Consider the following 23,530-nt stretch of genomic DNA (forward strand, 5'->3'; position numbering starts at 1 on the left):
GTGGGGTCTGTGGGGTGATCCGGGGTCTTGCAGGAGCGGTGGGTGGGGCCTGAGAGACTGCTGGACATGGATATCCAGCGCAGGAACAACGTCACCGTCACCGGCAACCCCCACGGCCCCACGGTGGTCCTCGCGCATGGGTTCGGCTGTGACCAGAACATGTGGCGCCTCACGGTCCCCGCACTGGTCAGGGACTACCGGGTGGTGCTGTTCGACTACGTGGGTTCCGGCCGCTCGGATCTCTCCGCGTTCTCCGAGACCCGCTACGCCTCCCTCGCCGGATACGCCCAGGACGTGGTGGACGTGTGCGACGCGCTCGACCTTCGAGGCGCGGTGTTCGTCGGGCATTCGGTCTCCGCGATGATCGGTGTGCTGGCCGCCCAGATGGCTCCGGAGCGGATCGGGGCGCTGGTGATGGTGGCGCCCTCTCCCCGATACATCGACGACGAAGGCTACCGAGGCGGCTTCAGCACGCAGGACATCGAGGAACTGCTCGATTCGCTGGAGTCGAACTATCTGGGCTGGTCGGCCGCCATGGCACCGGTGATCATGGGGAACGCGGAGCGGCCCGAGCTCGGTGAGGAGCTCACGAACAGCTTCTGCGCCACCGACCCGGCGATGGCGCGCGTCTTCGCCCGCACCACCTTCCTGTCCGACTCCAGGGACGACCTCAAGAAGGTGAGCGTGCCGACGCTGGTGCTGGACTGCACCCAGGACGCCATCGCCCCGCGCGAGGTCGGCGCGTACGTCCACCAGGCGATCGAAGGCTCGACACTGATCACCCTGGACGCCACCGGGCACTGCCCGCACATGTCCGCACCCGAAGCCACCAACGAGGCGATCACCGGCTTCCTGGCAGGCCTGCGGTGATGTGCCGTACCGGTCAGCAGCCCGACCCGCGCGACCCCAGCGACGAGAAGACCTCGGATGCGGCGTTCGCCGCACTGCTGGAGGACAGCGCGGAGGAGCTGTACGAGCGCGCGCCGTGCGGGTACCTGTCCACGCTGATGGACGGCACCATCGCGAAGATCAACGCGACGCTGCTGGACTGGCTGGGGCTGAGCCGGGAGGCGGTGGTGGGCCGGATGCGGTTCGCCGACCTCCTGACGGTGGGCGGCAAGCTCTACCACGAGACGCACTTCGCGCCACTGCTGCGCATGCGGGGCGAGATCGGCGGCATCGCCCTGGAGATCAAGAGGGCAGACGGTGTCCGCATGCCGGTGCTGGTCTCCTCCACCATCAAGCACGGGGCCACGGGCGAGCCGCTGCTCATCCGCACCACCCTCTTCGACGCCCGCGACCGCCGCGCCTACGAAGAAGAACTCCTACGGGCCCGCAAAGCCGCCGAGGAAGCACACCGGCGGGCCGAAGCCGACCGGGCCCGCCTCCAGGACGCCCTCGCCGTACTCCAGTCATCGCTGCTGCCCGACACCCTGCCGCCCCTACCCGGCATGGAGAGCGCCGCGCACTACCGCACCGCCTCCCCGGACCGGCTCGGCGGTGACTTCTACGACGTCTTCCCCCTCGACCCCCTCGACGCCACACGCTTCGCCTTCTTCCTCGGCGACGTGTGCGGCAAGGGCCCGCAGGCCGCCGCGGTCACCTCCCTGACCCGCTACACCCTGCGCGCCGCAGCCCTTCACGACCCCGACCCCGTGTCCGCCCTCACCACCCTCAACAAGGTGCTCCACGAGCGTTACAGCAGCGGCGACCCCCGCTACTGCACCGCCATCTTCGGCATCCTCGCAACCGACCCGCAGTCCGGGCGGGCCACCGTCCACCTGGCCTCCGGCGGCCACCCGCCGGCCCTCGTCTTGCGCGCCGACGGCACCGCCGACTACCTGCCCACCCCCGGCGGCCTCCTCGTCGGCATCCTGCCCACCGCGCCGTTCACGGCCGCCACCACCACCCTGGCCCCGGGCGACACCCTCCTGCTCTACACCGACGGCCTCACCGAAGCCCGCACCGGCGAAAACCGTACCGACCTGTACGGAGACGAAGCCCTGCACCGCTTCGCCACCACGCACGCCGGCCGGTCCCCGCACGCGGTCATGGAGGCGCTGACCGGCCTGCTGGACGGCTTCGGCGACGGCCTGGACGACGACACCGCCCTCCTCGCCCTCGGCGTCCCCGCCCCCGCCCCAGCTCCCGCTCCCACCCCCACCCCCGCCCCCGCTCCCGCCCCCGGGGAGCCCACATGAGCCCGCTCGACATCGCCATCCGCCACACCCCGGCCGGCCCCGTAGTGGCCGTCACCGGGGAACTCGACTACGACACCGCCACCGACCTGCGCGACATCCTCGACACCCTCCCGCTCGACCCGGGCCAGCGCCTCGTTCTCGACCTGGCCCACATGGAGTTCTGCGACTCGAGCGGCATCAGCGCCCTCATCGCCGCCCGCAACCACGCCCGGTCGGCCGCGGCAGACATCGCACTCGCCGCGGTCCCGGCCAACACGCTGCGGGTACTGCGCGTCATCGGGCTGGACCAGGTCTTCCCCATCCACCCCGACGCCGCGTCCGCGACCGGGGCCTGAAGGGTTCCTTCCCGGGGCAAGCGGTCTGCGGCGTGCGTCTGCGGGATGCGTCTGCGGGATGCGTTGACGGGCGGTTCCCGGACCACTTCCGGGTAAACGGGCAGCAGGCGGCGCCATGGCCGTCCGTTCGAAGGAAGCACGGGGGAGTGGCGGTGGAAGCTGCGAAGTGGTCGGTGGACCGTGAACGCCTGACGCAGTGGGTTCCTGAGGGGGAGCGGATGACGGCCGGCTGTGCGGTGACCTACGGGCGTTCGCTGTGGGGTCTGGTGCCCAGGAGGGCTTCCCTCCTGCTGACCGACCGCCGAGTGCGAGTGCTGCGGCATCGAGGCAATGACCTCCGCTATGCGATACGTGGCATCTGGTTCGAGATGATGCGTGGCGAAGCGACGGCGGTCTGCGGGAATCCGCAGGTGCGAGTGGAGTTCGACAGGGGCCAAGAGGTCGCGTTACATCGGCGTGACGGCGGGGTCGAGCGGCTGCTGATCAGCCAATGGGATGCGGTACACGCCGAAGCCCTGTACGAAGCGTTCCCTCCCACGGAACCGGGCCCGCAGTGAAGCCACTGCATCCTCCTCCGAAGCCACTGCATCTTCTCCGGCTCTTCGCAGCCGAACACAGCCCTGCCACCACCACGGCCGCACCGAAGCCGTTACGGACCCGCCCGGGGCCCCGGGGACGTGGGGGGATGGCGCGGCCGTCACGCATCGACCGACCGGGTGCCTTCCGGCGGGACCGGTCGCAGCGTCGGCCGGTGCCGCCTCGTAGGCTGCGGCCATGACTGAGACCCAGACGCCCCGCGACGCCTTCGCGCTCCTCATGGCCGGCAACCAGCGCTTCGTCTCCGGCACCCCCGAGCACCCGAACCAGGACGCCACCCGCCGCACCGAGACCGCACCGTCCCAGCAGCCCTTCGCCGTGCTGTTCGGATGCTCCGACTCCCGGCTGGCCGCCGAGATCATCTTCGACCGCGGCCTGGGCGACCTGTTCGTGGTCCGCACCGCCGGGCACGTCGCCGGTACCGAAGTGCTCGGCAGCATCGAATTCGGCGTGAGTGTCCTCAACGCGCCCCTGGTCGTCGTCCTCGGCCACGATTCGTGCGGCGCCGTCGCCGCAGCCTGCTCCGCCCTGGAAGACGGACAGACGCCGGGCGGCTTCGTCCGGGATGTCGTGGAACGGGTGACCCCGAGCGTGCTCGCAGCCCGCGCCGCCGGACGCGAGACGGCCGAGGAGATCCTGGCCGAGCACATCGAGCACACCGTGGACCTGCTCCTGGACCGCTCCCGCGTCCTGGCCGAACGGGTCGCCGACGGCCGCCTCGCCGTGGTGGGGCTGTCCTACCGGCTGGCCGACGGCAGCGCACAGCTCGTCGCCACCCGCGGCGTCGACGCGGCGGTTCCCACCGCGTCCTGACCGTCCCGGGCGAGGCCGCTCACAGGGAGGGCCGGGGCCCGGCTGCCCGGCGAAGCCGGTTGGCGATCGCCAGCCCCAGCCCCTCCTCGGGCGGCAGGGACGCGACGATGAGGTCGCATCCCTGCTGGTCGAGCTCGCGCAAGAACCCGTACAAGCCGTACGCGTAGGCGTCCATTGAGCCGGGGACCGTCACCACGGCGTGCGCCTTCACCGGGCCGCCGGCGTAGGAGGCGGGCACGAACACGCCGACCGTGTGCCCCCGCCCCTGCGCGAGCTCGGCCTCGGCAACCACCTGCTCCGGCTCGACGAGGACAACCCGCGCACGCGGCGCGTAGTGCGACGGGTGCTGGCCCGGCACCCGGACATGACTCGTCGAGGGCACCGCCAGCGAGCGCCCCAGCACCGCTTCGAGGTCCTCGCGCGTCACCCCGCCGGGCCGCAGGATGCTCGGGATCTCCCCCGTGACATCAACGATGGTCGACTCCACACCGACCTCGCACGAGCCGCCGTCGAGCACCAGGTTGACGGCATCACCCAGCTCCGTACGGACATGGTCGGCCGTTGTGGGGCTGACCGAGCCGAAGCGGTTGGCGGACGGGGCCGTGACGCCGCCACCGAAAGCCGACAGCAGCGCGAGGGCGACCGGGTGGTCGGGCACGCGCACGGCCACCGTCTCCAGCCCACCCGTCGCCTCCAGCGGCACCCGGTGGCCGCGCCGCAGGACCAGGGTCAGCGGTCCCGGCCAGAAGTGCTCGGCCAGCAGACGCGCAGTCTCGGGTACGGTCTCGACCCAGTCCGCCAGGTGCTCCGCGGCGGCGATGTGGACGATCAGCGGGTGGGAGGGCGGGCGCCCCTTCACCTGGAAGATGCGCGCGACGGCGGCAGGGTCCTCGGCGTTCGCGCCGAGACCGTAGACGGTCTCGGTCGGAAGGGCCACCAGACCGCCGGCGCGCAGCACCTCGGCCGCCCGCTCGATGTCACTGGTCGTTGCCGTCACCATCGCCGTTCTTCTCCCCTGCTCCGCTCCCACGTCCATGCCCCTGTCGACCTCGCCGACCCCGTCGACCTCGCCGGCAGACGACGACAGACCACGCACGCCCTACAGACCTCATCATGCCGACCCGGCCCGGCGATCCACCGCCAGGGGTCGGGCCGGCCAGGGTCACTACCTGCAACGCCCCGGACGACGGGAAGGCACGGGCACAGGGGCCGCCGACTGCACGCATCCACGAAGGGCCGTTCGCAGAGGCCCACGTACACCCCCCCGCGTACACCCCCGGCCACGCCGTGAACGTCGGCGACGGGCGACCCGGAGCGGCGCCCCTCGCGGTGCACCACACCGCGGGGGTCTTGATCGAGTGCGTCCGTGCGCGTCCGTGCGCGTCCGTGCGCGTCCGTACGGGGCGGAGCGGGACCGGCTCCCGGGGCTTGCGGCGCCGCGCCGACCAACGGCCGCGCCCCGGCAGACTCGGCGAGTCTGCCGGGGCGAGCCGGACCACGGCGTTTCCCGTGCGGTCAGCGGGTCGCACATCCTGCCCCCGACGCCCGCCCGACCGCCCGACGACGCGACGGCGCGACAGCACGCCCGTGCGAGGGCACAGAACGTCGCGGTCAGGAGGAGCGCGGGTCAGCGGACCTCGGTGACCCGGTGCTCCTTGCGCGCGCCACAGTTGGAGTTGTACACCTGCACGTGCACGTTGCTGATGCCCCCGCCCCAGTCGACGCAGTGGCCCTTGCCGTACACGTAGGCCGGGCCCGCGTACGACGTGTACCGGCCGAAGTCCTCGCCCCGCTCCCAGGTGTCGGTCACTTCGATCCAGAGAGCCATGTCCACGGCCGCACCCGGGTTGTTGCGGATGGTCGCGACGCAGTTCTTGCCGTTCGAGGCGTTGTACGTCAGGTAGACGGTGCCCAGCGACCCGATGGCGGCCGAGTTCACGGTCTTGTACGCGCTTCCACAGACCTTCTGCGGCGTGGTGTTGGGCGCGGCCGAGGCGGGCGCCGCCAGTGCGGTCGTGGCCCCCAGCGCCAGGGCGGCGAGTGCGGTGGTGGTCATCACGGGACGGGTGAATTTCATGTTTCCCCCTGGTGGTCATAGGAGTTGGTGGCTCCTGCATGGTGTGACACACAGCACGGCGCAACGGTTCCGCACAGCCGGGCAAAAAAATGGGACCGCGCCAGGACGCCCGAAGCGGACAGCCCTTTCCCCGAGACACGGCGGCCCGACGGCGCCCGAGGACGCGATACCGTGCCGGGCCCGGGCCCGGTTGGCAGGGCCCCGTCGGTGGGTGTCAAGGACTGGTCAGCAACCTCCCGAGCAGCACCAGCACCAGCACCAGCAGATGTCTTCCGCCACCTCGTGGCTGGACCGACGTAAGCCGCCGCAACACACGGAAACGGTCACACCCAGGATGCCGCCAGTAAGTGGCGGGTTGGTAAGGGTGAGGCGGGTCAAGCGGTGCGCTGCTACGGTCGGGCTCCATGAGCTGGCTCCCCGACAACTTCGTCCATCCCGTTCTGGTACCACTGCCGGGTAGTGGTCATCACCTGCGGCCGATTCGGGAGGCGGACACCCCGCTCGACTATCCGGCTGTGATGGGTTCGCGCGAGCGGCTGTGGACCATCTACGGCCCAGCGTGGGGCTGGCCCGCGGCCTCCATGACCTACGAAGCCGACCAGGCCGACTTGTTGCGGCATGAGCGGGAGATCGCCGCACACCAGTCTTTCAACTACGCGCTCTTCGATGAGGCGGAGACAGCTCTGCTCGGCTGCGTCTACATCGACCCACCGGAGAGGGCCGGCGCGGATGGTGAGATCTCCTGGTGGGTGGTGGACGAGCTGGTGGACAGCAAGGTCGAGCAGGCCCTCGACGAGCTGGTGCCCCGGTGGATTGCTGCCGACTGGCCGTTCGAGCAGCCGCGCTTCCTCGGCCGGGAGATCTCCTGGTCGGACTGGCTCGCTCTGCCGGAGCACCCCGACGCGTAAGTAGCCGCCGACACCGCCCAGACCGCCGCCGGACGGCCGGGCGCCATGCGGCGTCTCGCGGGTGGCCGCCGGCTTGGCTCGTCGAACGACAGGACGTACCCGCTTCCTATCATGGGCGCATGAGTTCGATTGCGGGGGCTGAGGCGCGGCCAAAGCTGAGTGCGGCCTTGAGCGGGGGCGAGTTGTCCCGTTGGTACTGGACGCTGGCCGAGCTGACCGCGCTCGCCCGCGAGCTCGGAGTAGCGCGGGGCGGTGGGAAAACGGCACTCACGGAACGGCTGCGGGCTGTGCTGGATGGCGTCGCACCGCCGGCCGCGCCGCCCCGGACGCGCAGCACCGGCCTCCAGCTCGCTGCGCCAGTGAACGAGCGCACTGTAATTCCCGAGGGCCAGCGGTGCAGTCAGGTGTTGCGCGAGTACTTCCGCCGGGAGATCGGCCAGGGTTTCCACTTCGACGCCCACATGCGGGGATTCATAGCCGAGGGTGCAGGGCGCACCCTGGCCGATGCCGTCGCCCACTGGCACGCCACGCGCCGGGCCGCTGCCCAGATTCAGGAGATCGGCTCGCAGTTCGAGCTGAACCGCTTTCTGCGTGCCTGGTATGCCGAGCATCCGGCTGGCAACCGTGCCGAAGCCCTGGACGCCTGGCGCGCTCATCGCGACCGGCCTCGTCACCAGGCTGCGGGCTGACCGGCCCACGGTCGTCTGAGAACCTGTCCTGTTGCAGCGCAACCGACGCGCGCGGCGATGCTGACCTGCGCTGTTGGGGGATGACGCCGAGCGGAACGCTGCGCTGGGAGCCCAGTTCGTGGAACCCCAGAACTACAGCCGCACGCTGTGACGCACAGGACCGTGCTCCGTGCTCCGTGCTCCCCAGTGCGGCAGCCACCTTGCATCGAGGGCATGAGTCACGGCCGGGTACCGGTCCGGGCCACGGTCGGTGGCCCGCCTGAGTGTGCTGCGTACCCCGCACAGTCGCGGCTCCCACCGTGACGCAGCGCGTTGACCAATGTGCCCAAGCAGCGCGGGCACGGTCCGGTGAACGGTGCTGTTCAGGACCGTTCCGGCGTAGCGGTCGCAGCGGCCATGGCTTGAGCATCTTGCGGTGCTCGCGCGGTGGTGCTGTGACGCTGCTTCGTCCGGGGTCCGGCGGGTTGACACCCGGGGTGTCGGCCGGTCCGAGGCGCTCGGCCTTCTACTCGCCGACCACTCCGTCGATCGCTTCGCGCAGCAGGTCGGCGTGCCCGTTGTGACGCGCGTATTCCTCGATCATGTGGGTGAGGACGTAGCGCAGCGAGATGGTCTCGCCTCGCAAGTTGACGGTGTCGTCAAGGGAGCTGAAGGACGCGGCGACGGCACGGGCGCGGGCGCACTCCTCGCGCCAGACCGCGAACGCCTCGTCGACATCGGCATCCTCGACGTGGAACTCGGCGAACGTGCCATCGACCTCGCCGGGCCAAGGCGTCTTGACGTCTTCGGCGTTTACGACGGACCGAAACCAGCCCCGCTCGACCGAGGCCGCGTGCCGCACCAGGCCCAGAAGCGTGAGCCCCGAGGTCGGGAGCGCCTTCCGCTTCAACTGCTCGCCGGTCAGACCCGCGCACTTCATGGCCAGGGTCGCCCGCTGGTAGTCGAGGAACGAGATGAGCGACGTACGGTCGTCGGCCACCTTCGAGGGGTGTATGCGCTGGTCATCGGTCACCGGGCGATCATGGCAAGGATGTGTCTTCGCAGGCCACCCCCGGTCCGAGGTGTGGACACCGACGCCCATCCACGCCAACAGCCCCAAGGCCGGAGATCAAGGCCGGAGATCGATGGCGGGACAACCCATGGCTGGCCCGGTCGAGGAGCGCCTTCTGAAAGAGCGGCGGGACTCGGGGTCCTCGTAGCCGGGACCCTCTCGATGTGTCTCCGCTCGGCGGGCTTCGTAGGGCCGAGTCCTGAGGCGGACCGAGGCTCGCGCGATGCGCCGGGGCCACGAACGGCCAGCCGGTGCGCGGAAAGGACGGGACCCTGGAGCGACTCCGCGTCGACCGGCAAGTCGGAGAGGCCCTCACCTCACCCACGGACCCGATCCGCTCCATCTCGCCCAGGTGCCCGGGCGGCATGCAAAGACCGCGATGAGCTACGCGACTCTGTTCGGGTCCTGCGGGAACAAGCTGCCGAGCAGAAGCACCAGTGAGTGAAACCTGCTGGACCGGGATTCGAGATTGCAGCGAACATGGGCAGATGCCGTCGATCGGAGCAGCAGTCAGCGAACTGCAGGACCGCGCTGTCCTCTGGAGGGTGGGCGAGATCCCCGCAAGCGAAGTCGTCAACGCGGCTTGTGACGCGCTCGTCGCCGGTCTGGACAGCCCCGGACTCAGGGTGCTGGCAGCCTGCACAGCCGCCGAGGCGGACTACGACGTGCACTACCTGCTTCCCGAGGCGCTCGACGAGCTCGGCCTCGTTCTCCATCCGGCCGCCAGCGAGGCCGGCCAAGAAGCCGCCGCGCGAGCGCTCGCACGACGCGCGCTGGCCTGCGAGCTGAAACCTTGGGAGCTCACCTTCAGGATCAACCAGCGTTACGGACATGAGCTGCCCCTGACTGCACGGCTCGCCGAACTCGATGACGAGTACGCGTTCCTCGAAGACGGCGCCGACGAAGCAGTAGCTCGGATCAATGCTGAGGTCATAGCTGAAGCCCACCGCCTCGCCGCAGTCCACCCGCACGTTCCCGCCGAATCTACGGACGTCCCCACCTAGCACACGGACCGACCTGCGAGTTCCCGCCGAAGAGGCTTCAGGATCCCTGGATGCACGGACTCGGCGCGCCGGTCTGAAACGCCGGGCGATGCCGGCGCAATCGCGGCAGATCAATGTGCTGGGCCTTGCCACACGGCGTCCGTAGGGTTGGCGCATGACGGATGAGAGCCGACGGGCCGTGCAGGCGGCCGTCGATGCGGAGATGCAGCTGCTCGATCCTGAAGTGCGTGCTTCCCCGCACCGTGTCCTGGAGCTTCTGGATCCGGAGTTTGTCGAGTTCGGGGCTTCCGGGCGCCGGTGGGACGTGGAGTCGATCCTCTCGGTGACGAGCGGTGGCCAGGTGTCCCAGGAGTCGCCGGTGAAGGTCAGAGAAATGTCCGGAGTCGTCCTCGCTCCGGGCGTTGTCCATCTCACGTACTTTGCCGACCATCAGGGTCGTCGGGCATGGCGGAGCTCTGTGTGGCGCCTCACTGAGACGGGCTGGAGGATGTACTTCCACCAGGCCACTGTGGCCGGTTGAGTGGGTATGACCGCCGCCGTAACAGTTGCGGTCGCCCAGCCGAACCGGGCGGCTGCAGTCGGCCGTGTCTCGCCTTAGCTTGGCACCACCCCGCTCTCGCCTCACGCGGTTCAGGCACGACTGTCATGGACCGCCGTCGGCAGGGGATGGCCTCACACCGTCACCACCAGACGGGATACTTGGCTGATGGACATGTCCAGAGCCGCCTGGGTCAACACGACACATGATTGGTCCAGGGTAGTTGATACGGATCATCTGGCGCATATCCGGCAGAGACCCGCGGAGTTCGCTCCGGATGGACCTTGGCACCTCGTCCTTGAGGTACTCGCCTACGCCGCCGACGAAGCGTCGTTCAAGGGCGGGGGGCACTGCCTCGTCGTTCTCCATCCCGATGGTTCCCTCTCTGTCCGAGATGACGGACGGGGCACTGACGCCCGGATGGACGAGCACGGGCGGATCGTGAAGAAGCCGGTCATGGCTACGAAGGACCTCCGGTTCTTCGACTTCCCTCAGGTCGAGGTGCTGCCCGACGGTCACCCTCGGCGCGGCATGTCCTCGGTTGCAGCACTCAGCGACTGGCTCACCCACACCAACCGCCGACTCAACGGAGCCTGGACTCAGCGCTACGAGAACGGCGTCCCCGTTACCGGTCTTGAGGCCGTCGAGGTCGACGGCACGACCGGGACGCTGGTCCATTTCCGGCCGAACGGATCATTGGGTTCGGTGACCGGGCCGACAACCGGGGACATGTCGCGCCTGGCAGCGGCCTGGCCGCATCTGAGGGTTCGGGTCGAGGACCGGCACCGTCGCTGAATGAGTAGGCGGCGTGACGATCACGGATGATCAGCCTCTCGACCCGCTTGGCGAAGGTGCCCCCGCACAGCCTCGGTTCTCGCTGCTGCCGGCGCAGGCGCACCGACAACTCGATGAGCACGGCTGGGCGCCGACCGGCACTCCGCGCGACTTCCCGGTCAGGGTGCTGTCACCGTCCAGGACCTTCGGCGGAAGCAGGCACTGGGGCAGGTAGTCGCCCATGACCGACGCGGGGCGTTCACCCTGCACGGGGCGTACGCCACGAGTGGATTCGTGCCGTTGCAGGATCTGGGCCGTCATTGTCGGCAAGTCGACTCGATGGCGCCCGTACAGAGGGGCAGAGGGGCAGAGGGACAGAGGGACAGAGGGCCCGGGGGCCGCGAGGCCGGGGAACTCTCTGCCTCCCGGCAGAGGTTGAGGCGGGGGTCGTGCCGGCGGGCCGGGCCGTGCAGGCACTGGCCGCGGGGGCGGCGCATGCGTACGAGGCGGGGTGGGTCGGGGGCGGGACTCCATGGGGGTGGGTTCCTCGTTCTCCGTGGTCGTCAGCGGGGACAAAGACGGCTATCGGGGGCGGCTTACGGGGCTGCCAAGCACAAGTCCTGAACCAGTGGGAGCGCTCCCACTGTGCGCGGCGGACCTCAGCCCGTCAAGGTGTGCGAAGAGTCGAAGCCATCCGGAGAGCCATTTTGCCGACCCCTCTTTTGCTTGGCCCCGGTTGCCGCTACGGTCTGGCCCCAACCAGTGGGAGCGATTCCGTCAGTCGGCGCGTCGTCAGGACGCGCCCTCGCTGCAAGGAGTCGCTCATGCGACACCCCCCGCGTCTGTTCGCGCTGCTCACCGGGGCAGCGCTCGCGATGGCGAGCGGCACGTTCGCCGTCTTGGGTACGGCCTCAGGAGCCGCGGCCGCACCCGTCTGCACAGTGGAGTTCTCGGTCGTCGGCCAGTGGGCCGGCGGTTTCCAGGGCTCGGTCACCGTCACCAACAACGGTTCAGCGCTGAACGGCTGGAGCCTCGGCTTCGGCTTTCCCGCAGGTCAGACCATCAGCCAGGGCTGGGGCGCCAAGTGGTCCCAGAACGGGTCGGCGGTCACGGCCGTGAACGAGGCGTGGAACGCGAGCCTCGGCACCGGCGCCGCCGTGACGGCCGGTTTCATCGCCTCGTGGTCGGGCGCGAACACGGCGCCCAGCGCGTTCACGCTCAACGGAGCGCCCTGCAACTCCGGCCCGGGACCGGAGCCGACACCCACCTCACCGTCACCCACCCCCACCCCCACGCCCACCCCCACGCCCACCCCCACCGGGCCGACCGAGCCCCCGGGCCCGGTCTCCGGGGCGCCCGAGCTGAGCGTCTCCGGCAACCGGCTCACCGACCGGAACGGCGCGACCCGACGTCTCCTCGGAGTGAACCGCTCCGGGGCGGAGTTCATGTGCGTCCAGGGACACGGCATCTTCGACGGTCCCGTCGACGACGCCTCGGTGCGCGCCATCGCGGACTGGAAGGCCAACACCGTCCGCATCCCGCTCAACGAGGAGTGCTGGCTCGGCCTCGCCAACATCAACCCCGAATACCGGGGCGCGCACTACATCGACGCCGTCAAGGGTCTGGTCGGCCGGGTCCTCGCGCACGGCATGACCCCGGTCGTCGAACTGCACTGGACGTACGGCCAGTACACCGGCAACTCCTCCGGGTGCGCCGACGTGCACGCCTCCTGCCAGAAACCGATGCCGGACGCCCAGTACACCCCGGCCTTCTGGACCTCGGTGGCGAACACCTTCAAGAACGACCGGCGGGTCGTCTTCGACCTGTTCAACGAGCCGTATCCGGACAGGGCGACCGCCACCGCCGCACAGGCGTGGAGCTGCTGGCGCGACGGCGGCACGTGCCCGGGCATCGGCTACGAGGTCGCCGGCATGCAGGACCTGGTGGACGCCGTCCGGGCTACCGGGGCGCGCAATGTCGTGCTCGTGCCCGGCATCGCGTACTCCAACGACCTGAGCCAGTGGCTCACCCACGCCCCCGCCGACCCGACGGGGAATCTGGCCGCGGCCTGGCACGTGTACAACTTCAACACCTGCTCCAACGAGGCCTGTTGGGACAACACCCTGGCCCCGGTCGCCGCCCGGGTTCCCCTGGTCGCGGGCGAGATCGGTGAGAACACCTGCGCCCACGCCTTCATCGACCGGGTCATGGCGTGGTTCGACGCCCGTGCCCTCTCCTACCTCGGCTGGACCTGGAACACCTGGAACTGCTCCTCGGGTCCCGCCCTGATCACCTCGTACGACGGCACACCCACCCTGTTCGGCACCGGCCTGCGCGACCGTCTGCGCGCCCTGAACGGAAAGGTCCTCCCACGATGAGCCACAGCACGAGCCACAGCACGAGCCGCACGACGAGTCGCAGCACGAGCCGCAGCACGAGCCGCACCGCCCTGCTGGCGGCCCTCGGGCTGATCACCGCGGCCGGCGCCACCGCCACCGTCATGACCGCGACCGCCGGAGCCGCCGCCGCCGGCTGCAAGGTCGAGTACCAGATCACGAACCAGTGGAACAGCGGCTTCGGCGCCAACGTCGTCGTCACCAACACCGGCGACCCGGTCAGCGCGTGGACCCTGGAATGGTCCTACGCCGGTGACCAGAGGGTCAGCCAGGGCTGGAACGCGACGATCACCCAGGCGGGCACCGCAGTGACCGCCAAGAACCTCTCCTACAACGGGAGCCTGGCCACGGGCGGGTCCACCTCCTTCGGCTTCAACGCTTCCTACAGCGGTACGAACTCCGTCCCCGCGACCTTCAAGCTCAACGGGGTCACCTGCAACGGCGCCACCCCGCCGACCGAGCCGCCCACCACGCCTCCCACGACCCCGCCCACCACCCCGCCGCCTTCGGGCGGCAAGGCCGACAACCCGTACGCGGGCGCCAAGGTGTACGTGAACCCCGAGTGGTCCGCGAAGGCCGCCGCCGAGCCGGGCGGCACCAAGGTGTCCAACCAGCCCACCGGCGTCTGGCTGGACCGCATCGCCGCCATCACGGGTGTGAACGGCGGCATGGGTCTGCGCGACCACCTGGACCGGGCCCTGGTACAGAAGGGCAGCGGCGAGCTCGTCGTGCAGCTCGTGATCTACAACCTGCCGGGCCGGGACTGCGCCGCGCTCGCCTCCAACGGCGAGCTGGGCCCGACCGAGATCGACAAGTACAAGACGCAGTACATCGACCCGATCGCCGCGATCCTCGCCGACAGCAAGTACGCGGGGCTGCGGATCGTCACCACCGTGGAGATCGACTCGCTGCCCAACCTGGTCACCAACGTCTCCGGGCGTCCGACGGCCACACCCAACTGCGACGTGATGAAGGCCAACGGCAACTACATCAAGGGCGTCGGCTACGCCCTGAACAAGCTGGGCTCGATCGCCAACGTCTACAACTACGTGGACGCGGGCCACCACGGCTGGCTGGGCTGGGACGACAACCTGGGCGCCTCGGCCGAGCTGTTCAAGCAGGCGGCGACCGCCGAGGGCTCCACCCTCTCCAAGGTGCACGGGTTCATCGCCAACACGGCCAACTACAGCGCGCTGAAGGAGGACCACTTCACCATTGGCGACTCCGTCAACGGCACGTCCGTGCGCCAGTCGAAGTGGGTCGACTGGAACCGGTACACCGACGAGCTGTCCTACGCCCAGGGCATGCGGGCCAAGCTGATCTCCCTCGGCTTCGACGCGAACCTCGGCATGCTGATCGACACCTCGCGCAACGGCTGGGGCGGCGCCGCCCGGCCGACCGGACCCGGTGCGCTGACGAACGTCGACACGTATGTCAACGGCGGCCGCTACGACCGTCGCATCCACCTCGGCAACTGGTGCAACCAGTCGGGAGCGGGCCTCGGCGAACGGCCGCAGGCCGCCCCGGCCGCGGGCATCGACGCGTACGTGTGGATGAAGCCCCCGGGCGAGTCGGACGGGTCGAGCCGGGAGATCCCGAACAACGAGGGCAAGGGATTCGACCGGATGTGCGACCCGACGTACACGGGCAACGCACGCAACGGGAACAGCATGTCCGGCGCGCTGCCCAACGCACCCCTGTCGGGCCAGTGGTTCTCGGCTCAGTTCCAGGAGCTCCTGAAGAACGCCCACCCGGCGCTGTGACCCGCCACCGCTGAGCCGGTCCGCCGCCGCTGAGCCGGTCCGCCGCCGCTGCGCGGCGGACCGGCTCAGCGGGAACATCGATCGCATCGTGGCACTGGTGCTGGTGCTGGTGCTGGTGCTGGTGCTGGCACTGGTGCTGTCACTGGCTCTGTCGTCGGCGGTTCCCGTCCTCGTGAAGGTACGGCTCGCGGTGGCCTTACGAACTCCTCTGCACAGTCCTACCTTTGAGGCATGGAGACTCGGCGTCCCGGCCCGCTGGCGGAAGTTGTGACACCCGTGAAAGCCGGGTGGCGATTGCTGTTCGTGCCCAGCCGGGCACGCGAGCTGGCCTTCGCGTTCGGTGGGAGCATCATGGTCCCGCCGATGGTCGCAGCCCCCTTTCTGGTGGCTGCGCTGGTCGCCGCCGCGGTCTCGGGAAACTCATTCTTCTGGGGCAGTTTCTGGGTCCTCCTGGCACTCACGGTCTTCGCGGTGCTCCTGCTCCTCGTGGCCATGGTCTTTGTGACGGTCTCCACGACGGTGCGGTGGGTCGAGTTCCGCCCCCTGGGAAGTCCGGCCCGGATCGTGATCGCCCACTTCCTGCGATCGTCGTCCCTGGCGATGGCCGATCTGCAGCGAGTCGTCGTCATCGAACGACTCAGTCTGGGGCAGCGGAAGTCGATCAAGGTGGTGCTGCATACCCGCAGCGAGACGGTGCAGTGCGACCCGGCGACGTCCGCACCGCTGGCCCGCGTCGACGCACAGGCGCTGACCGACTGGTTGACCGAGCAAGTCGCGCCGTTCCAGGTGTCGGTGGAGCGTCAGACGGAGGTCAAGCGAGACTTCCTGCGCCCGGACGAGTGGTGGTCCCCCTCCCACACCGCCGAGGTGTGGCAGGTACCCGTCGGCGAGGTCGACGGCATAGCCGCCCGTCGCGGCGTCAAACGCCATGGGTACACGCCCCGGGCCGCCGCGATGTACAGCCCTGGCACGACGATCACCGTCTACGACCCGGGCCGGGCCTACGAAGTAGCCGAAGAACTCCGCGCCGAACGAGCCGCCCGCCGGGCAGCCGACAGCACGGCAACCCCCGGCCCGGCCGGGGACGACGCAACGGACCCCCGCTGACTCAGGCGGCCCGGCCCGGCCCAGCCCAGCCCAGCCCAGCCCAGCCCTGACGGGCTCGGAGACTGGCTTCCACGAGCGAGCGGATGACATCCCGCGCGTGATGTTGTCCTTTTCTGAGCAACGCCGTCGCATGGGACACGCGGCTCGCCGAACGGGGGCGCGGGCGACAGGGTCGGGCTCCGACCGGGGTTTCTGCTGGCCCTCGTGGCTCCGTCGCCCGACCGATCCTGGGAGCTGCTCCGCCGTATCGCTGTGGGCGGGCTGGTCAGTTCCGGTTCGCCTCCACGGTGTCCTTGGCCACGAGCGTGCCGTTGGACCAGCAGAGCCGGTAGAGGTCGACCTGGTCGAGCAGGTCGCGGCCGGAGCGGTAGAACTCGCAGTGGGTACCCGGCGGCCGGGGTGCGGAACGGGCGTGGTCGGGCGGATACGGGAAGGCGCGGGCCGGGAGGAGATGGCTGAGCCCGGCGCGGGTTCGTCCCGGCTCCAGGGCATCGAACCGGGACGGCGGCAGTACGCCCGTCGTGAGCTGCCAGGCCAGGTAGGCGGCGGCCGGGACGAGGAATGCCGCTGCGGCCGCGGGAGCAGCCACAGCGGCAACGGTGCGGCGCCGCGCGGCGCGCCGCACCGCGGCGAGTCGTTCGGCGGATTCCGGGGCGGCGCGGTGGGCGCTGTGGCTGCCGCTCCTGATCGCGACTGTCTGCGTCGGGGGGCGGGCGGGGGCCCGGTGGGGGAGGACGGCGGTGACATGGAAGCCGCCCTGGTGCGGCCCGGTGTGCAAGGTGCCGCCGAGGACCATCACCCGTTCCCGAAGCCCGGTCAGTCCCCGCCCCCCTGGGGTGGGCGCCTGCTCCGTGGCCTGTTCGGTCCGCCCGCCGTCCCCTGCGGCGGCGTTCACGACGCGCACGCGGGTGTGGTCGCCCGCGTGGTCGATTCCTACCTGGACGGCACGGCCCGGGGCGTGCTTCACGGCGTTGGTGAGCGCTTCCTGCACCACCCGGTACATGCCGCGTTCGACCAGAGGCGGCAGGGCCGGCGCCGCTCCGCGCTGCTTCCAGCTCACCGGTACCCCGGACGCGGCCGCCCGGCTGAGGAGATCCGCGACCGTGTCCCTGACGGACGGCCCGTCCGCGCCCGCCGCCGCCTCGGTTCCCGCGCCCGCCGCCGTCTCGGTTCCCGCTCCCGGCGGGTCGTGCAGGACGGTCATGGTCTGCCGCAGCTGCTCGACGGCGTCAGCGATCGTGCCGCGCAGCTCGGCGAGGTCGGCGCGATCACCGTCGGTGAGGTCGGGTGAGAGTTCCAGGGCGCCCGCGCGCAGGGCGACCAGACTCAGGACATGGCCCAGTGAGTCGTGCATGTCGGCCGCGATGTCCGCGCGTTCGGTCAGCCGGGCCTGCTCCGCGACGAGGTACTGGCGCTCCTCCAGGCTCTGCGCCAGCCTCCAGCCGTCCTGCACGAGTTCACGCCGCCCCCGCCAGTGGCGTCCCGCCAGCCACGGCAGCAGGAGAACGGCGGGTATCACCGTCAGGGTGTAGAACCACCACACGGCCGACACCCGCAGTACGGCGCACACCGCGACGTCGACCCCCAGGCACGTCGCGAGCACCATCAGCGGTCCCCGGGCCTGGGCGACGCGGACGCCGAGCAGACAGCTCAGCGCGGCCAGCGACAGCACATGGGCGTTGGCCGGGGTCGCGGAATCGGCGAGGCCCAGTGCGCACAACCCGTTGACGACGAGCACCGCCACCGCCGGCCGACTGCGGGACAGCGGTACGGTCACCAGCAGCACGGCCAGGGGAAGCAGCAGGTCCACCGCCGGGGAAGCGGACGCGCCCGCGTCCTGGAACCCGTATCCGGTGGCGGCGGCCAGCACGGCCCACAGCCCCCCGTCGGCGAGAACGAGCCTTGCCGCAGGGACGCGAGGGTGCCGCATGGTGCCTGAATCCTTTCGGTCCGATGTCGGGACGTGCTTGCGTCGATTCTCTGCGACGTGCACCGGGCGTCCGCCGGCGTCGACTGTTGTGGCAACGGTCCGGCATGGCGAGCAGAGGCGCCGACGCGCTGTCAGGCGTCCCTCCGGCGCAGCACGTACAGGCCGGTCAGGTGCGCCGCCGCGGTCCAGGCGGCCACGATCAGGACGGCTGTCCCCGAGGCGTACGGGGCATCGCCGCCGACCCGCATGACATGGTCGCCCGCTCCGTACGGCAGAGCGTCGTTCACGGCCGCGAGCGCGTCGCCGCCGAGCCCCAGGAGCACGCTCGGCAACGCCCACAGCAAGGCGACGAGGACCGACAGTGCGCCGGCCGGGTGCCGCGCGCAGAGAGCCACTCCGGTGGCGAGTACCGCCACGAACGCCTGGTAGAGCCCGATCGCGAGGATCTGACCGGCGGTCGTTCCGGCGTCGAACGAGGCCCGCCCGTCGAACGCCACCCAGGCAACGACCGTGCCCACCACGGCGAACACGGCACCGGCCAGGAAGGCGACCACGCCCGCCACCAGCGCTTTCGCCGCCTGCATTCGATGCCGCCGCGGCACCCACAGCAGGGAGGCCCGCATGGTCCCCGTCGCATACTCAGAGGTCACCGCGACCGTGGCCAGGACGACGACGGTGAACTGGGTGACGACGGTGGAGGCGGCTGCCGCGTTTCCCACGGGCTCGACCGGGTGTTCGTTGATACGGGCGATCGAGGCGTAGTAGAACGTGAACACGGCCGTGATCGCGAGCCCCGCCAGAAGACAGAAGAAGGCGGTCCGGACGGACCAGAGCTTCGTCCACTCGCATGCCACCACCCCGGCGAAACCACCAGGCGTGCCCGGTCCGGGAGCCGCCTGCTCCCCCCGCGGCCGGGCATTCGTCTGATTCCCGGATGACGTCCGGGCGCTCACTGCCGTTCCCCCGCGTCAGTGGAGCCGGATGCGTACTCGACGCTCCGCGCGGTCATGTTCATGTACGCCTGCTCCAGCGAAACCCTCACGTCACCCAGCGCGTGCAGCCGCACCCCGCAGTGGTGGGCGAGGTCACCGACCTCGGCCGCGCTCATGCCGCCCACGGCAAGTTCACCCGACGCGGACGTCTCCACGCTCACGCCGTCGACTGCCGTCAGACAACCGACCAGCGTGGAGCGCCCGTCCGGGTCCGGTACCGAGGCCCGTGCCGAGGCAGGCGACGCGGCGGCCAGGAACTCCGCAAGGGAAGAGTCGCTCAACAGGCGCCCCCGCCCGATCACGACGAGGTGATCAGCCGTCACCTGCATCTCGCTCATCAGATGGCTGGAGAGGAACACGGTGCGCCCCTGGGCCGCCTGGTCCCGCACGAGTCGGCGGATCCACTGCACACCATCGGGGTCGAGGCCGTTCACCGGTTCGTCCAGGATCAGCACGGGCGGGTCGCCAAGGAGCGCGCCCGCCACTCCCAGCCGCCCGCTCATGCCCAGCGAGTACGTTCCGGCGGGCCTGCGGGCCGCCCCGGCCAGTCCCACCGCCTCCAGTACCGCATCCACCCGGCGCACCGGGATGGCGTTGGCCCGGGCCTGGGCGACCAGGTGCGCGCGACCGGAGCGGGCAGGGTGGACAGCCCGGGCGTCCAGCATCGCCCCGACCGCCCGCAGCGGTCGGCGCAGGTCCGCATAGGGCCGGCCGGCAATCAGGGCCCGGCCGCGCGTGGGGTGGTCGAGCCCCAGGATCATGCGCATCGTGGTGGACTTCCCGGCCCCGTTCGGGCCGAGGAAGCCCGTCACCCGGCCGGCTTGGATGTCGACCGTCAGATCGTCCACGGCCAGCGTGTCGCCGTAGCGTTTGGTCAGTCCTCGGACGCTGATCACGAAAATTCCTTCGCTGTCGGTCGGAAGGCTCGCGTACGGAACGCGGGTGTGCTGCGATTCCCGTACGGGCAGGGACGACGCTACGAGTACCGGTTGCCGATACCCATGGGCCGAAAGGAAGGAGCATCCTGCCCTTCGTCGGGGGAGTGGCCCGCCCCTGAATGGGAGCCCGAGCTCACCACCGGTGTGGCCGAGGGCCGGCCGTAGGCTCCTCGCGTGGAAGAGACGACACCGAACAATCGGCCTGTACGCGTCCTGGTGGCCGACGACGAGGCAATGGTCCGGGCGGGCGTACGCGCCATCCTGGCCCGGGACCCGCACATCGACGTGGTCGCCGAGGCAGGCGATGGCAACGAGGCCCTCGCACTCACCCGCCGACACCGGCCGGACGTGGTCCTGCTGGACATCCAGATGCCAGGCCTCGACGGGCTGACGGCAGTAGCCCGGCTTCGCCAAGATCCGACACCCGTCGGTGTGATCATGCTGACGACCTTCGGCCAGGACGCACACATCACCCGAGCACTCGAGGAAGGCGCCGACGGCTTCCTGCTGAAGGCGGACGACCCCAGAGAACTCCTCAACGGCGTACGGGCGGTCGGCGCCGGCGGCGCCTACCTCTCCCCCCGCGTTGCCGGCCGGGTCATCGCCGGTATGCGCGCCCACCGCACGGCGCACCCCCACCGGTCCCTGGACCGGCTCACGCAACGGGAGCACGACGTCCTGGCCGGCCTCGCCACAGGGCTGTCCAACGCGGAGATCGCGACCCGGCTGCACCTCGTCGAGGGCACCGTGAAGGCACACGTCAGCGCCGTCCTGACGAAACTGGGCGCCCGCAACCGAGTGGAGGCGGCCATCGCCGCCCACGAGGCGGGCCTGACACCGCCGCGCCTCGACTGACCCGGCTGCCTCCCCGGACGGGTCAAGAAGACCGGCGCCCGCTCATCCGGCGCCCGCGCATCCGGGGCCGACGGATTCGGGGCCCACGCATCCGGGGCCGACGGATTCGGCGCCCACGCATCCGGGGCCGACGGATTCGGGGCCGACGGATTCGAGCGCGCCGATCCGGGGGTCCGGGGGTCCGGGGGAGCCGGGGGTCCGGGGGTCCGGGGGGTCCGGGGGTCCGGGGGAGCCGGGGGTCCGGGGGCTGCGTGGCTCCCGGACCCCTGCTCCCGCAGGCCTACGGGGTCCAGCCGCCCAGCCAGTGGGAGACCTCGTGGGATGCGGCCTGGGCGTCGGTCAGGTGGGGTCGTTCGGTGCTCTTCGGGCCGGCGCCCGGGCCGGTGTTCATGTACTCGGCGAAGCGGTCGTCCTTCCAGGCGAAGCCGCCCATGTCGGTCCAGGGAGTGCCCTTGATCGCGGCGCTGAGGTGGGAGTTGCGGACGGTGGCCTGGGGGTCGGTCGTCTTGTCGCCACCGGGATGCCAGTTCCGGCCGAGGTGGAAGGAGGACGCGGCCACATCGCCGTTGACGGTGGAGCGGTTGATGAGGATGCCGTTGCGGCCCGCCGGGGTGCTCGGGGCGGTGATGTAGCCGGCCGAGGTGCCGTTCCAGCGCTTCTTCAGGGTGATGACCGACTGGTCGATCACCGCGGTGGCCCGGCCGAAGATGAAGTCGACGTTGCCGACGACGTAGGAGTTGGTGACGTAGACGCGGCCGGGCTTGTCCGGCGCCGCGGTTTCCATCTCCAGGGTGTCCTGGTCACCGGTGACGATGACGCCGTCCAGCACGATCTTGTCCGCAGCCGTGAGCAGGGCGACTGCCTGGTGGCCGTTCAGGGACTGGTTCGCGGCCTCGTCGAAGTCGTTGGAGACGCTGAGGTTGCGGAGCTGGGAGTCATCCGACCGGACGGCGACCGTGGCGCTGCCCGGCGTGCCGTACGTGCCCGAACCGTCCGGCTTCCGCGTACCGGCCGCGTTGCCGTACACGATCACCGTGTCCTTGCGGCTCGCGCCCGCGCCCTGGATGGTGAGGTGCGGCTTGTTCGCGGGGACGTCCACCGTCTCGCGGTACGTGCCCGGCTTGACCGAGATGACCACGCGGGAGGTATTGCCGACGGGTACGGCGTCCACCGCGGCCTGGACCGTCTTGTACGTGCCGGATCCGTCCTTGGCCACGGTCAGGGTGGTCGCGGCCGCAGCGGAGGGGGTCGTCGCCGTCCTGCCGATGGCAGAGCGGGGGCCGGCGCCGGACTTCACCTTCGAGGGGACGTCGGCGGCCGCGTCGAGCGTGTAGCGGTAGTAGGTCGTGGGGTCGAAGGCCGTGCCACCGCTCTCGTTGCGGCCGGTGGTGTCCACGAAGACGTTGCCGCGCTGCACGAGAGCGGCCGTGCCGTCCTTGATGACCGGGTTGTTCATCCCCTCGAAGTAGCTGTTCTCCAGCACCATCTTCGTTCCGCCGCGCGCGTAGTTGCCGTAGGAGGAGGTGATGGACGAGTCCGGGTCGTCCTGCAGGAAGTTGTTGTAGAGGTGGGCGTGCGCCACGTTGTCCGTCGACGGGTTGCGCTGCTCGGTCTCGTGGAACCAGTTGTGGTGGATCGTGAGGTCGGCGGTGATGTGGTCGGTCCAGCCGATGCCGAAGGCCTTGTTCTCGTTCTTCAGCTGGTTCCAGGACACCGTCACGTAGGTGGTGTCCTTGCGGCTGTCGATCAGTCCGTCGGCCATGTTCCGCAGGTTGTTGTGGTCGATCCACACGTGGTGGGCGCCGTCCATCTGGATGGCGTCCCAGTCGTGGTCCTTGTCGTTCCACGTGCCGGCGTAGGAGTCACGGATCGTCAGGTTCCTGATGATCACGTTGTGGACGCCCTGGCCGAGGAAGAACCCTCCGCCGACGATGTGTCCCGAGGTGCCCGCGCCGACGATGGTCTTGTCCGAGGCGACCGCGATCTCCTTGCCCTTGGGGTTCATGGTGATCGTGCCCGCCACGACGATGACGTACGGCTTCGGGGCGGTCGCGTACTTCTCCAGGTCGGCCAGGGTCTTCACGGTGACGATCGCGCCGTCCCGGCCGCCGTAGGTGCCGTTCTGTCCCAGCGCGTTGACCGAGGCGAAGCCGTCCGCGACCTCACGGGCCCAAGCCTGGCCCGTCGTGGCGGCCGCGGCCTCCGGCCGGGCGTCCTCGCCGAACACTCCGAAGGCTCCGCCGTACGACATGCCCACTGCGGCGGCGGTGGCCAACGGGATGCCGACGGTCAGGCCGAGTCTGCGCCTGCGGTGCCGTGCCTTGGGCTGCGTGGTGTCCATTGCTCACTGTCCTTGGGGGGATGGTGGTGGGGCGTACACCTGTCAGTTGCCGCCGCGGGGGGAAAGGTTGCCGCGTGTCCGGCACCTACGCCGCCCGTTGTGCCCGTGCCGCCCGACGGTCGCCGGGTGCCCGCCCGCACCGAAAGACCGCTTCGAAGACCGTGCCCAGCTCCGGCCTGCCCAGCTCCGGCGTGCCCCGTCCCGGCTCCGCTTTTCCGTCG

22 protein-coding genes are annotated in these 23,530 nt (G+C 70.3%); 15 read left to right on the forward strand and 7 right to left on the reverse strand.

Annotated elements, in window-relative coordinates; genetic code table 11:
* Positions 1–66: 66 nt before the first annotated feature.
* From ACLJTM_RS19515 to ACLJTM_RS19535, 5 genes are all read left to right on the forward strand, one after another.
* On the forward strand, positions 67–870 hold the full coding sequence (locus tag ACLJTM_RS19515) for an alpha/beta fold hydrolase (RefSeq protein ID WP_411104932.1): 804 nt from the start codon (positions 67–69) through the stop codon (positions 868–870).
* On the forward strand, positions 870–2,201 hold the full coding sequence (locus ACLJTM_RS19520) for a PP2C family protein-serine/threonine phosphatase (RefSeq protein ID WP_411104933.1): 1,332 nt from the start codon (positions 870–872) through the stop codon (positions 2,199–2,201). The genes ACLJTM_RS19515 and ACLJTM_RS19520 overlap by 1 nt, the downstream gene beginning before the upstream one ends.
* On the forward strand, positions 2,198–2,536 hold the full coding sequence (locus tag ACLJTM_RS19525) for an STAS domain-containing protein (RefSeq protein ID WP_411104934.1): 339 nt from the start codon (positions 2,198–2,200) through the stop codon (positions 2,534–2,536). Before ACLJTM_RS19520 ends, ACLJTM_RS19525 begins: the two co-directional genes overlap by 4 nt.
* A gap of 152 nt (positions 2,537–2,688) precedes the next feature.
* Complete coding sequence (locus ACLJTM_RS19530; protein ID WP_411104935.1) at positions 2,689–3,093, forward strand: hypothetical protein; 405 nt, start codon at positions 2,689–2,691, stop codon at positions 3,091–3,093.
* Between the two features lie 217 nt (positions 3,094–3,310).
* A complete protein-coding gene (locus ACLJTM_RS19535; RefSeq protein ID WP_411104936.1) occupies positions 3,311–3,946 on the forward strand; it encodes a carbonic anhydrase in 636 nt (211 codons plus the stop codon).
* Between the two features lie 19 nt (positions 3,947–3,965).
* On the opposite strand, the gene ACLJTM_RS19540 is transcribed toward ACLJTM_RS19535, so the two are convergent.
* Both ACLJTM_RS19540 and ACLJTM_RS19545 read right to left on the reverse strand, forming a co-directional pair.
* On the reverse strand, positions 3,966–4,946 hold the full coding sequence (locus tag ACLJTM_RS19540) for an L-threonylcarbamoyladenylate synthase (RefSeq protein WP_411104937.1): 981 nt from the start codon (positions 4,944–4,946) through the stop codon (positions 3,966–3,968).
* A 627-nt stretch (positions 4,947–5,573) separates the two neighbouring features.
* Entirely contained in the window at positions 5,574–6,023 is a 450-nt protein-coding gene (locus tag ACLJTM_RS19545) for a spore-associated protein (protein WP_411104938.1), read from the reverse strand.
* Between the two features lie 404 nt (positions 6,024–6,427).
* On the opposite strand from ACLJTM_RS19545, the gene ACLJTM_RS19550 reads away from it, so the two are divergent.
* Both ACLJTM_RS19550 and ACLJTM_RS19555 read left to right on the forward strand, forming a co-directional pair.
* Complete coding sequence (locus ACLJTM_RS19550) at positions 6,428–6,931, forward strand: N-acetyltransferase (RefSeq protein ID WP_411104939.1); 504 nt, start codon at positions 6,428–6,430, stop codon at positions 6,929–6,931.
* Positions 6,932–7,050: 119 nt separating this feature from the next.
* A complete protein-coding gene (locus ACLJTM_RS19555; protein ID WP_411104940.1) occupies positions 7,051–7,620 on the forward strand; it encodes a DUF6434 domain-containing protein in 570 nt (189 codons plus the stop codon).
* A 505-nt stretch (positions 7,621–8,125) separates the two neighbouring features.
* Here the strand turns inward: ACLJTM_RS19555 and ACLJTM_RS19560 are convergent.
* The gene (locus ACLJTM_RS19560) at positions 8,126–8,632 is read right to left on the reverse strand and encodes a DinB family protein (protein ID WP_411104941.1); all 507 of its coding nucleotides are present in this window, start codon (positions 8,630–8,632) and stop codon (positions 8,126–8,128) included.
* 527 nt (positions 8,633–9,159) lie between these two features.
* On the opposite strand from ACLJTM_RS19560, the gene ACLJTM_RS19565 reads away from it, so the two are divergent.
* From ACLJTM_RS19565 to ACLJTM_RS19595, 7 genes are all read left to right on the forward strand, one after another.
* On the forward strand, positions 9,160–9,675 hold the full coding sequence (locus ACLJTM_RS19565; protein ID WP_411104942.1) for a hypothetical protein: 516 nt from the start codon (positions 9,160–9,162) through the stop codon (positions 9,673–9,675).
* 154 nt (positions 9,676–9,829) lie between these two features.
* On the forward strand, positions 9,830–10,195 hold the full coding sequence (locus ACLJTM_RS19570) for a DUF4440 domain-containing protein (RefSeq protein ID WP_411104943.1): 366 nt from the start codon (positions 9,830–9,832) through the stop codon (positions 10,193–10,195).
* A 186-nt stretch (positions 10,196–10,381) separates the two neighbouring features.
* Entirely contained in the window at positions 10,382–11,008 is a 627-nt protein-coding gene (locus ACLJTM_RS19575) for an ATP-binding protein (protein WP_411104944.1), read from the forward strand.
* 803 nt (positions 11,009–11,811) lie between these two features.
* The gene (locus ACLJTM_RS19580) at positions 11,812–13,365 is read left to right on the forward strand and encodes a cellulase family glycosylhydrolase (protein WP_411104945.1); all 1,554 of its coding nucleotides are present in this window, start codon (positions 11,812–11,814) and stop codon (positions 13,363–13,365) included.
* On the forward strand, positions 13,362–15,146 hold the full coding sequence (locus tag ACLJTM_RS19585) for a glycoside hydrolase family 6 protein (RefSeq protein WP_411104946.1): 1,785 nt from the start codon (positions 13,362–13,364) through the stop codon (positions 15,144–15,146). The genes ACLJTM_RS19580 and ACLJTM_RS19585 overlap by 4 nt, the downstream gene beginning before the upstream one ends.
* Positions 15,147–15,234: 88 nt before the next feature.
* Entirely contained in the window at positions 15,235–15,417 is a 183-nt protein-coding gene (locus ACLJTM_RS19590; RefSeq protein ID WP_411104947.1) for a hypothetical protein, read from the forward strand.
* 32 nt (positions 15,418–15,449) lie between these two features.
* Positions 15,450–16,253: a hypothetical protein gene (locus ACLJTM_RS19595; RefSeq protein ID WP_411104948.1), complete on the forward strand. Its 804-nt coding sequence runs from the start codon at positions 15,450–15,452 to the stop codon at positions 16,251–16,253.
* A gap of 265 nt (positions 16,254–16,518) precedes the next feature.
* Here the strand turns inward: ACLJTM_RS19595 and ACLJTM_RS19600 are convergent, their stop codons facing one another.
* From ACLJTM_RS19600 to ACLJTM_RS19610, 3 genes are all read right to left on the reverse strand, one after another.
* Positions 16,519–18,183 (reverse strand): sensor histidine kinase, encoded by a 1,665-nt coding sequence (locus ACLJTM_RS19600; protein WP_411104949.1) that lies wholly within the window; start codon positions 18,181–18,183, stop codon positions 16,519–16,521.
* A gap of 131 nt (positions 18,184–18,314) precedes the next feature.
* Complete coding sequence (locus ACLJTM_RS19605; protein WP_411104950.1) at positions 18,315–19,040, reverse strand: ABC transporter permease; 726 nt, start codon at positions 19,038–19,040, stop codon at positions 18,315–18,317.
* 92 nt (positions 19,041–19,132) lie between these two features.
* The gene (locus tag ACLJTM_RS19610) at positions 19,133–20,071 is read right to left on the reverse strand and encodes an ABC transporter ATP-binding protein (RefSeq protein ID WP_411104951.1); all 939 of its coding nucleotides are present in this window, start codon (positions 20,069–20,071) and stop codon (positions 19,133–19,135) included.
* 276 nt (positions 20,072–20,347) lie between these two features.
* Here ACLJTM_RS19610 and ACLJTM_RS19615 point away from each other — a divergent pair, with 276 nt between their 5' ends.
* Positions 20,348–20,968, forward strand: coding sequence for a response regulator (locus ACLJTM_RS19615; protein ID WP_411105300.1), 621 nt, complete (start codon positions 20,348–20,350; stop codon positions 20,966–20,968).
* A 280-nt stretch (positions 20,969–21,248) separates the two neighbouring features.
* Here ACLJTM_RS19615 and ACLJTM_RS19620 read toward each other — a convergent pair whose 3' ends face one another.
* Positions 21,249–23,309 carry a pectinesterase family protein gene (locus ACLJTM_RS19620; protein ID WP_411104952.1) on the reverse strand — a complete coding sequence of 687 codons (2,061 nt, stop codon included), beginning with the start codon at positions 23,307–23,309 and terminating at the stop codon, positions 21,249–21,251.
* Positions 23,310–23,530: the final 221 nt, after the last annotated feature.

This window comes from Streptomyces sp. cmx-4-9 (assembly GCF_046548835.1).
In the GTDB taxonomy this organism is placed as follows: Bacteria; Actinomycetota; Actinomycetes; order Streptomycetales; family Streptomycetaceae; genus Streptomyces.

Coding starts and splice junctions, on each gene's coding strand:
- ACLJTM_RS19515 (WP_411104932.1), top strand. CDS start 67: ATGGATATCCAGCGCAGGAACAACGTCACCGTCACCGGCAACCCCCAC.
- ACLJTM_RS19520 (WP_411104933.1), top strand. CDS start 870: ATGTGCCGTACCGGTCAGCAGCCCGACCCGCGCGACCCCAGCGACGAG.
- ACLJTM_RS19525 (WP_411104934.1), top strand. CDS start 2,198: ATGAGCCCGCTCGACATCGCCATCCGCCACACCCCGGCCGGCCCCGTA.
- ACLJTM_RS19535 (WP_411104936.1), top strand. CDS start 3,311: ATGACTGAGACCCAGACGCCCCGCGACGCCTTCGCGCTCCTCATGGCC.
- ACLJTM_RS19540 (WP_411104937.1), bottom strand. CDS start 4,946: ATGGTGACGGCAACGACCAGTGACATCGAGCGGGCGGCCGAGGTGCTG.
- ACLJTM_RS19545 (WP_411104938.1), bottom strand. CDS start 6,023: ATGAAATTCACCCGTCCCGTGATGACCACCACCGCACTCGCCGCCCTG.
- ACLJTM_RS19550 (WP_411104939.1), top strand. CDS start 6,428: ATGAGCTGGCTCCCCGACAACTTCGTCCATCCCGTTCTGGTACCACTG.
- ACLJTM_RS19555 (WP_411104940.1), top strand. CDS start 7,051: ATGAGTTCGATTGCGGGGGCTGAGGCGCGGCCAAAGCTGAGTGCGGCC.
- ACLJTM_RS19565 (WP_411104942.1), top strand. CDS start 9,160: ATGCCGTCGATCGGAGCAGCAGTCAGCGAACTGCAGGACCGCGCTGTC.
- ACLJTM_RS19570 (WP_411104943.1), top strand. CDS start 9,830: ATGACGGATGAGAGCCGACGGGCCGTGCAGGCGGCCGTCGATGCGGAG.
- ACLJTM_RS19575 (WP_411104944.1), top strand. CDS start 10,382: ATGGACATGTCCAGAGCCGCCTGGGTCAACACGACACATGATTGGTCC.
- ACLJTM_RS19580 (WP_411104945.1), top strand. CDS start 11,812: ATGCGACACCCCCCGCGTCTGTTCGCGCTGCTCACCGGGGCAGCGCTC.
- ACLJTM_RS19585 (WP_411104946.1), top strand. CDS start 13,362: ATGAGCCACAGCACGAGCCACAGCACGAGCCGCACGACGAGTCGCAGC.
- ACLJTM_RS19600 (WP_411104949.1), bottom strand. CDS start 18,183: ATGCGGCACCCTCGCGTCCCTGCGGCAAGGCTCGTTCTCGCCGACGGG.
- ACLJTM_RS19615 (WP_411105300.1), top strand. CDS start 20,348: ATGGTCCGGGCGGGCGTACGCGCCATCCTGGCCCGGGACCCGCACATC.
- ACLJTM_RS19620 (WP_411104952.1), bottom strand. CDS start 23,309: ATGGACACCACGCAGCCCAAGGCACGGCACCGCAGGCGCAGACTCGGC.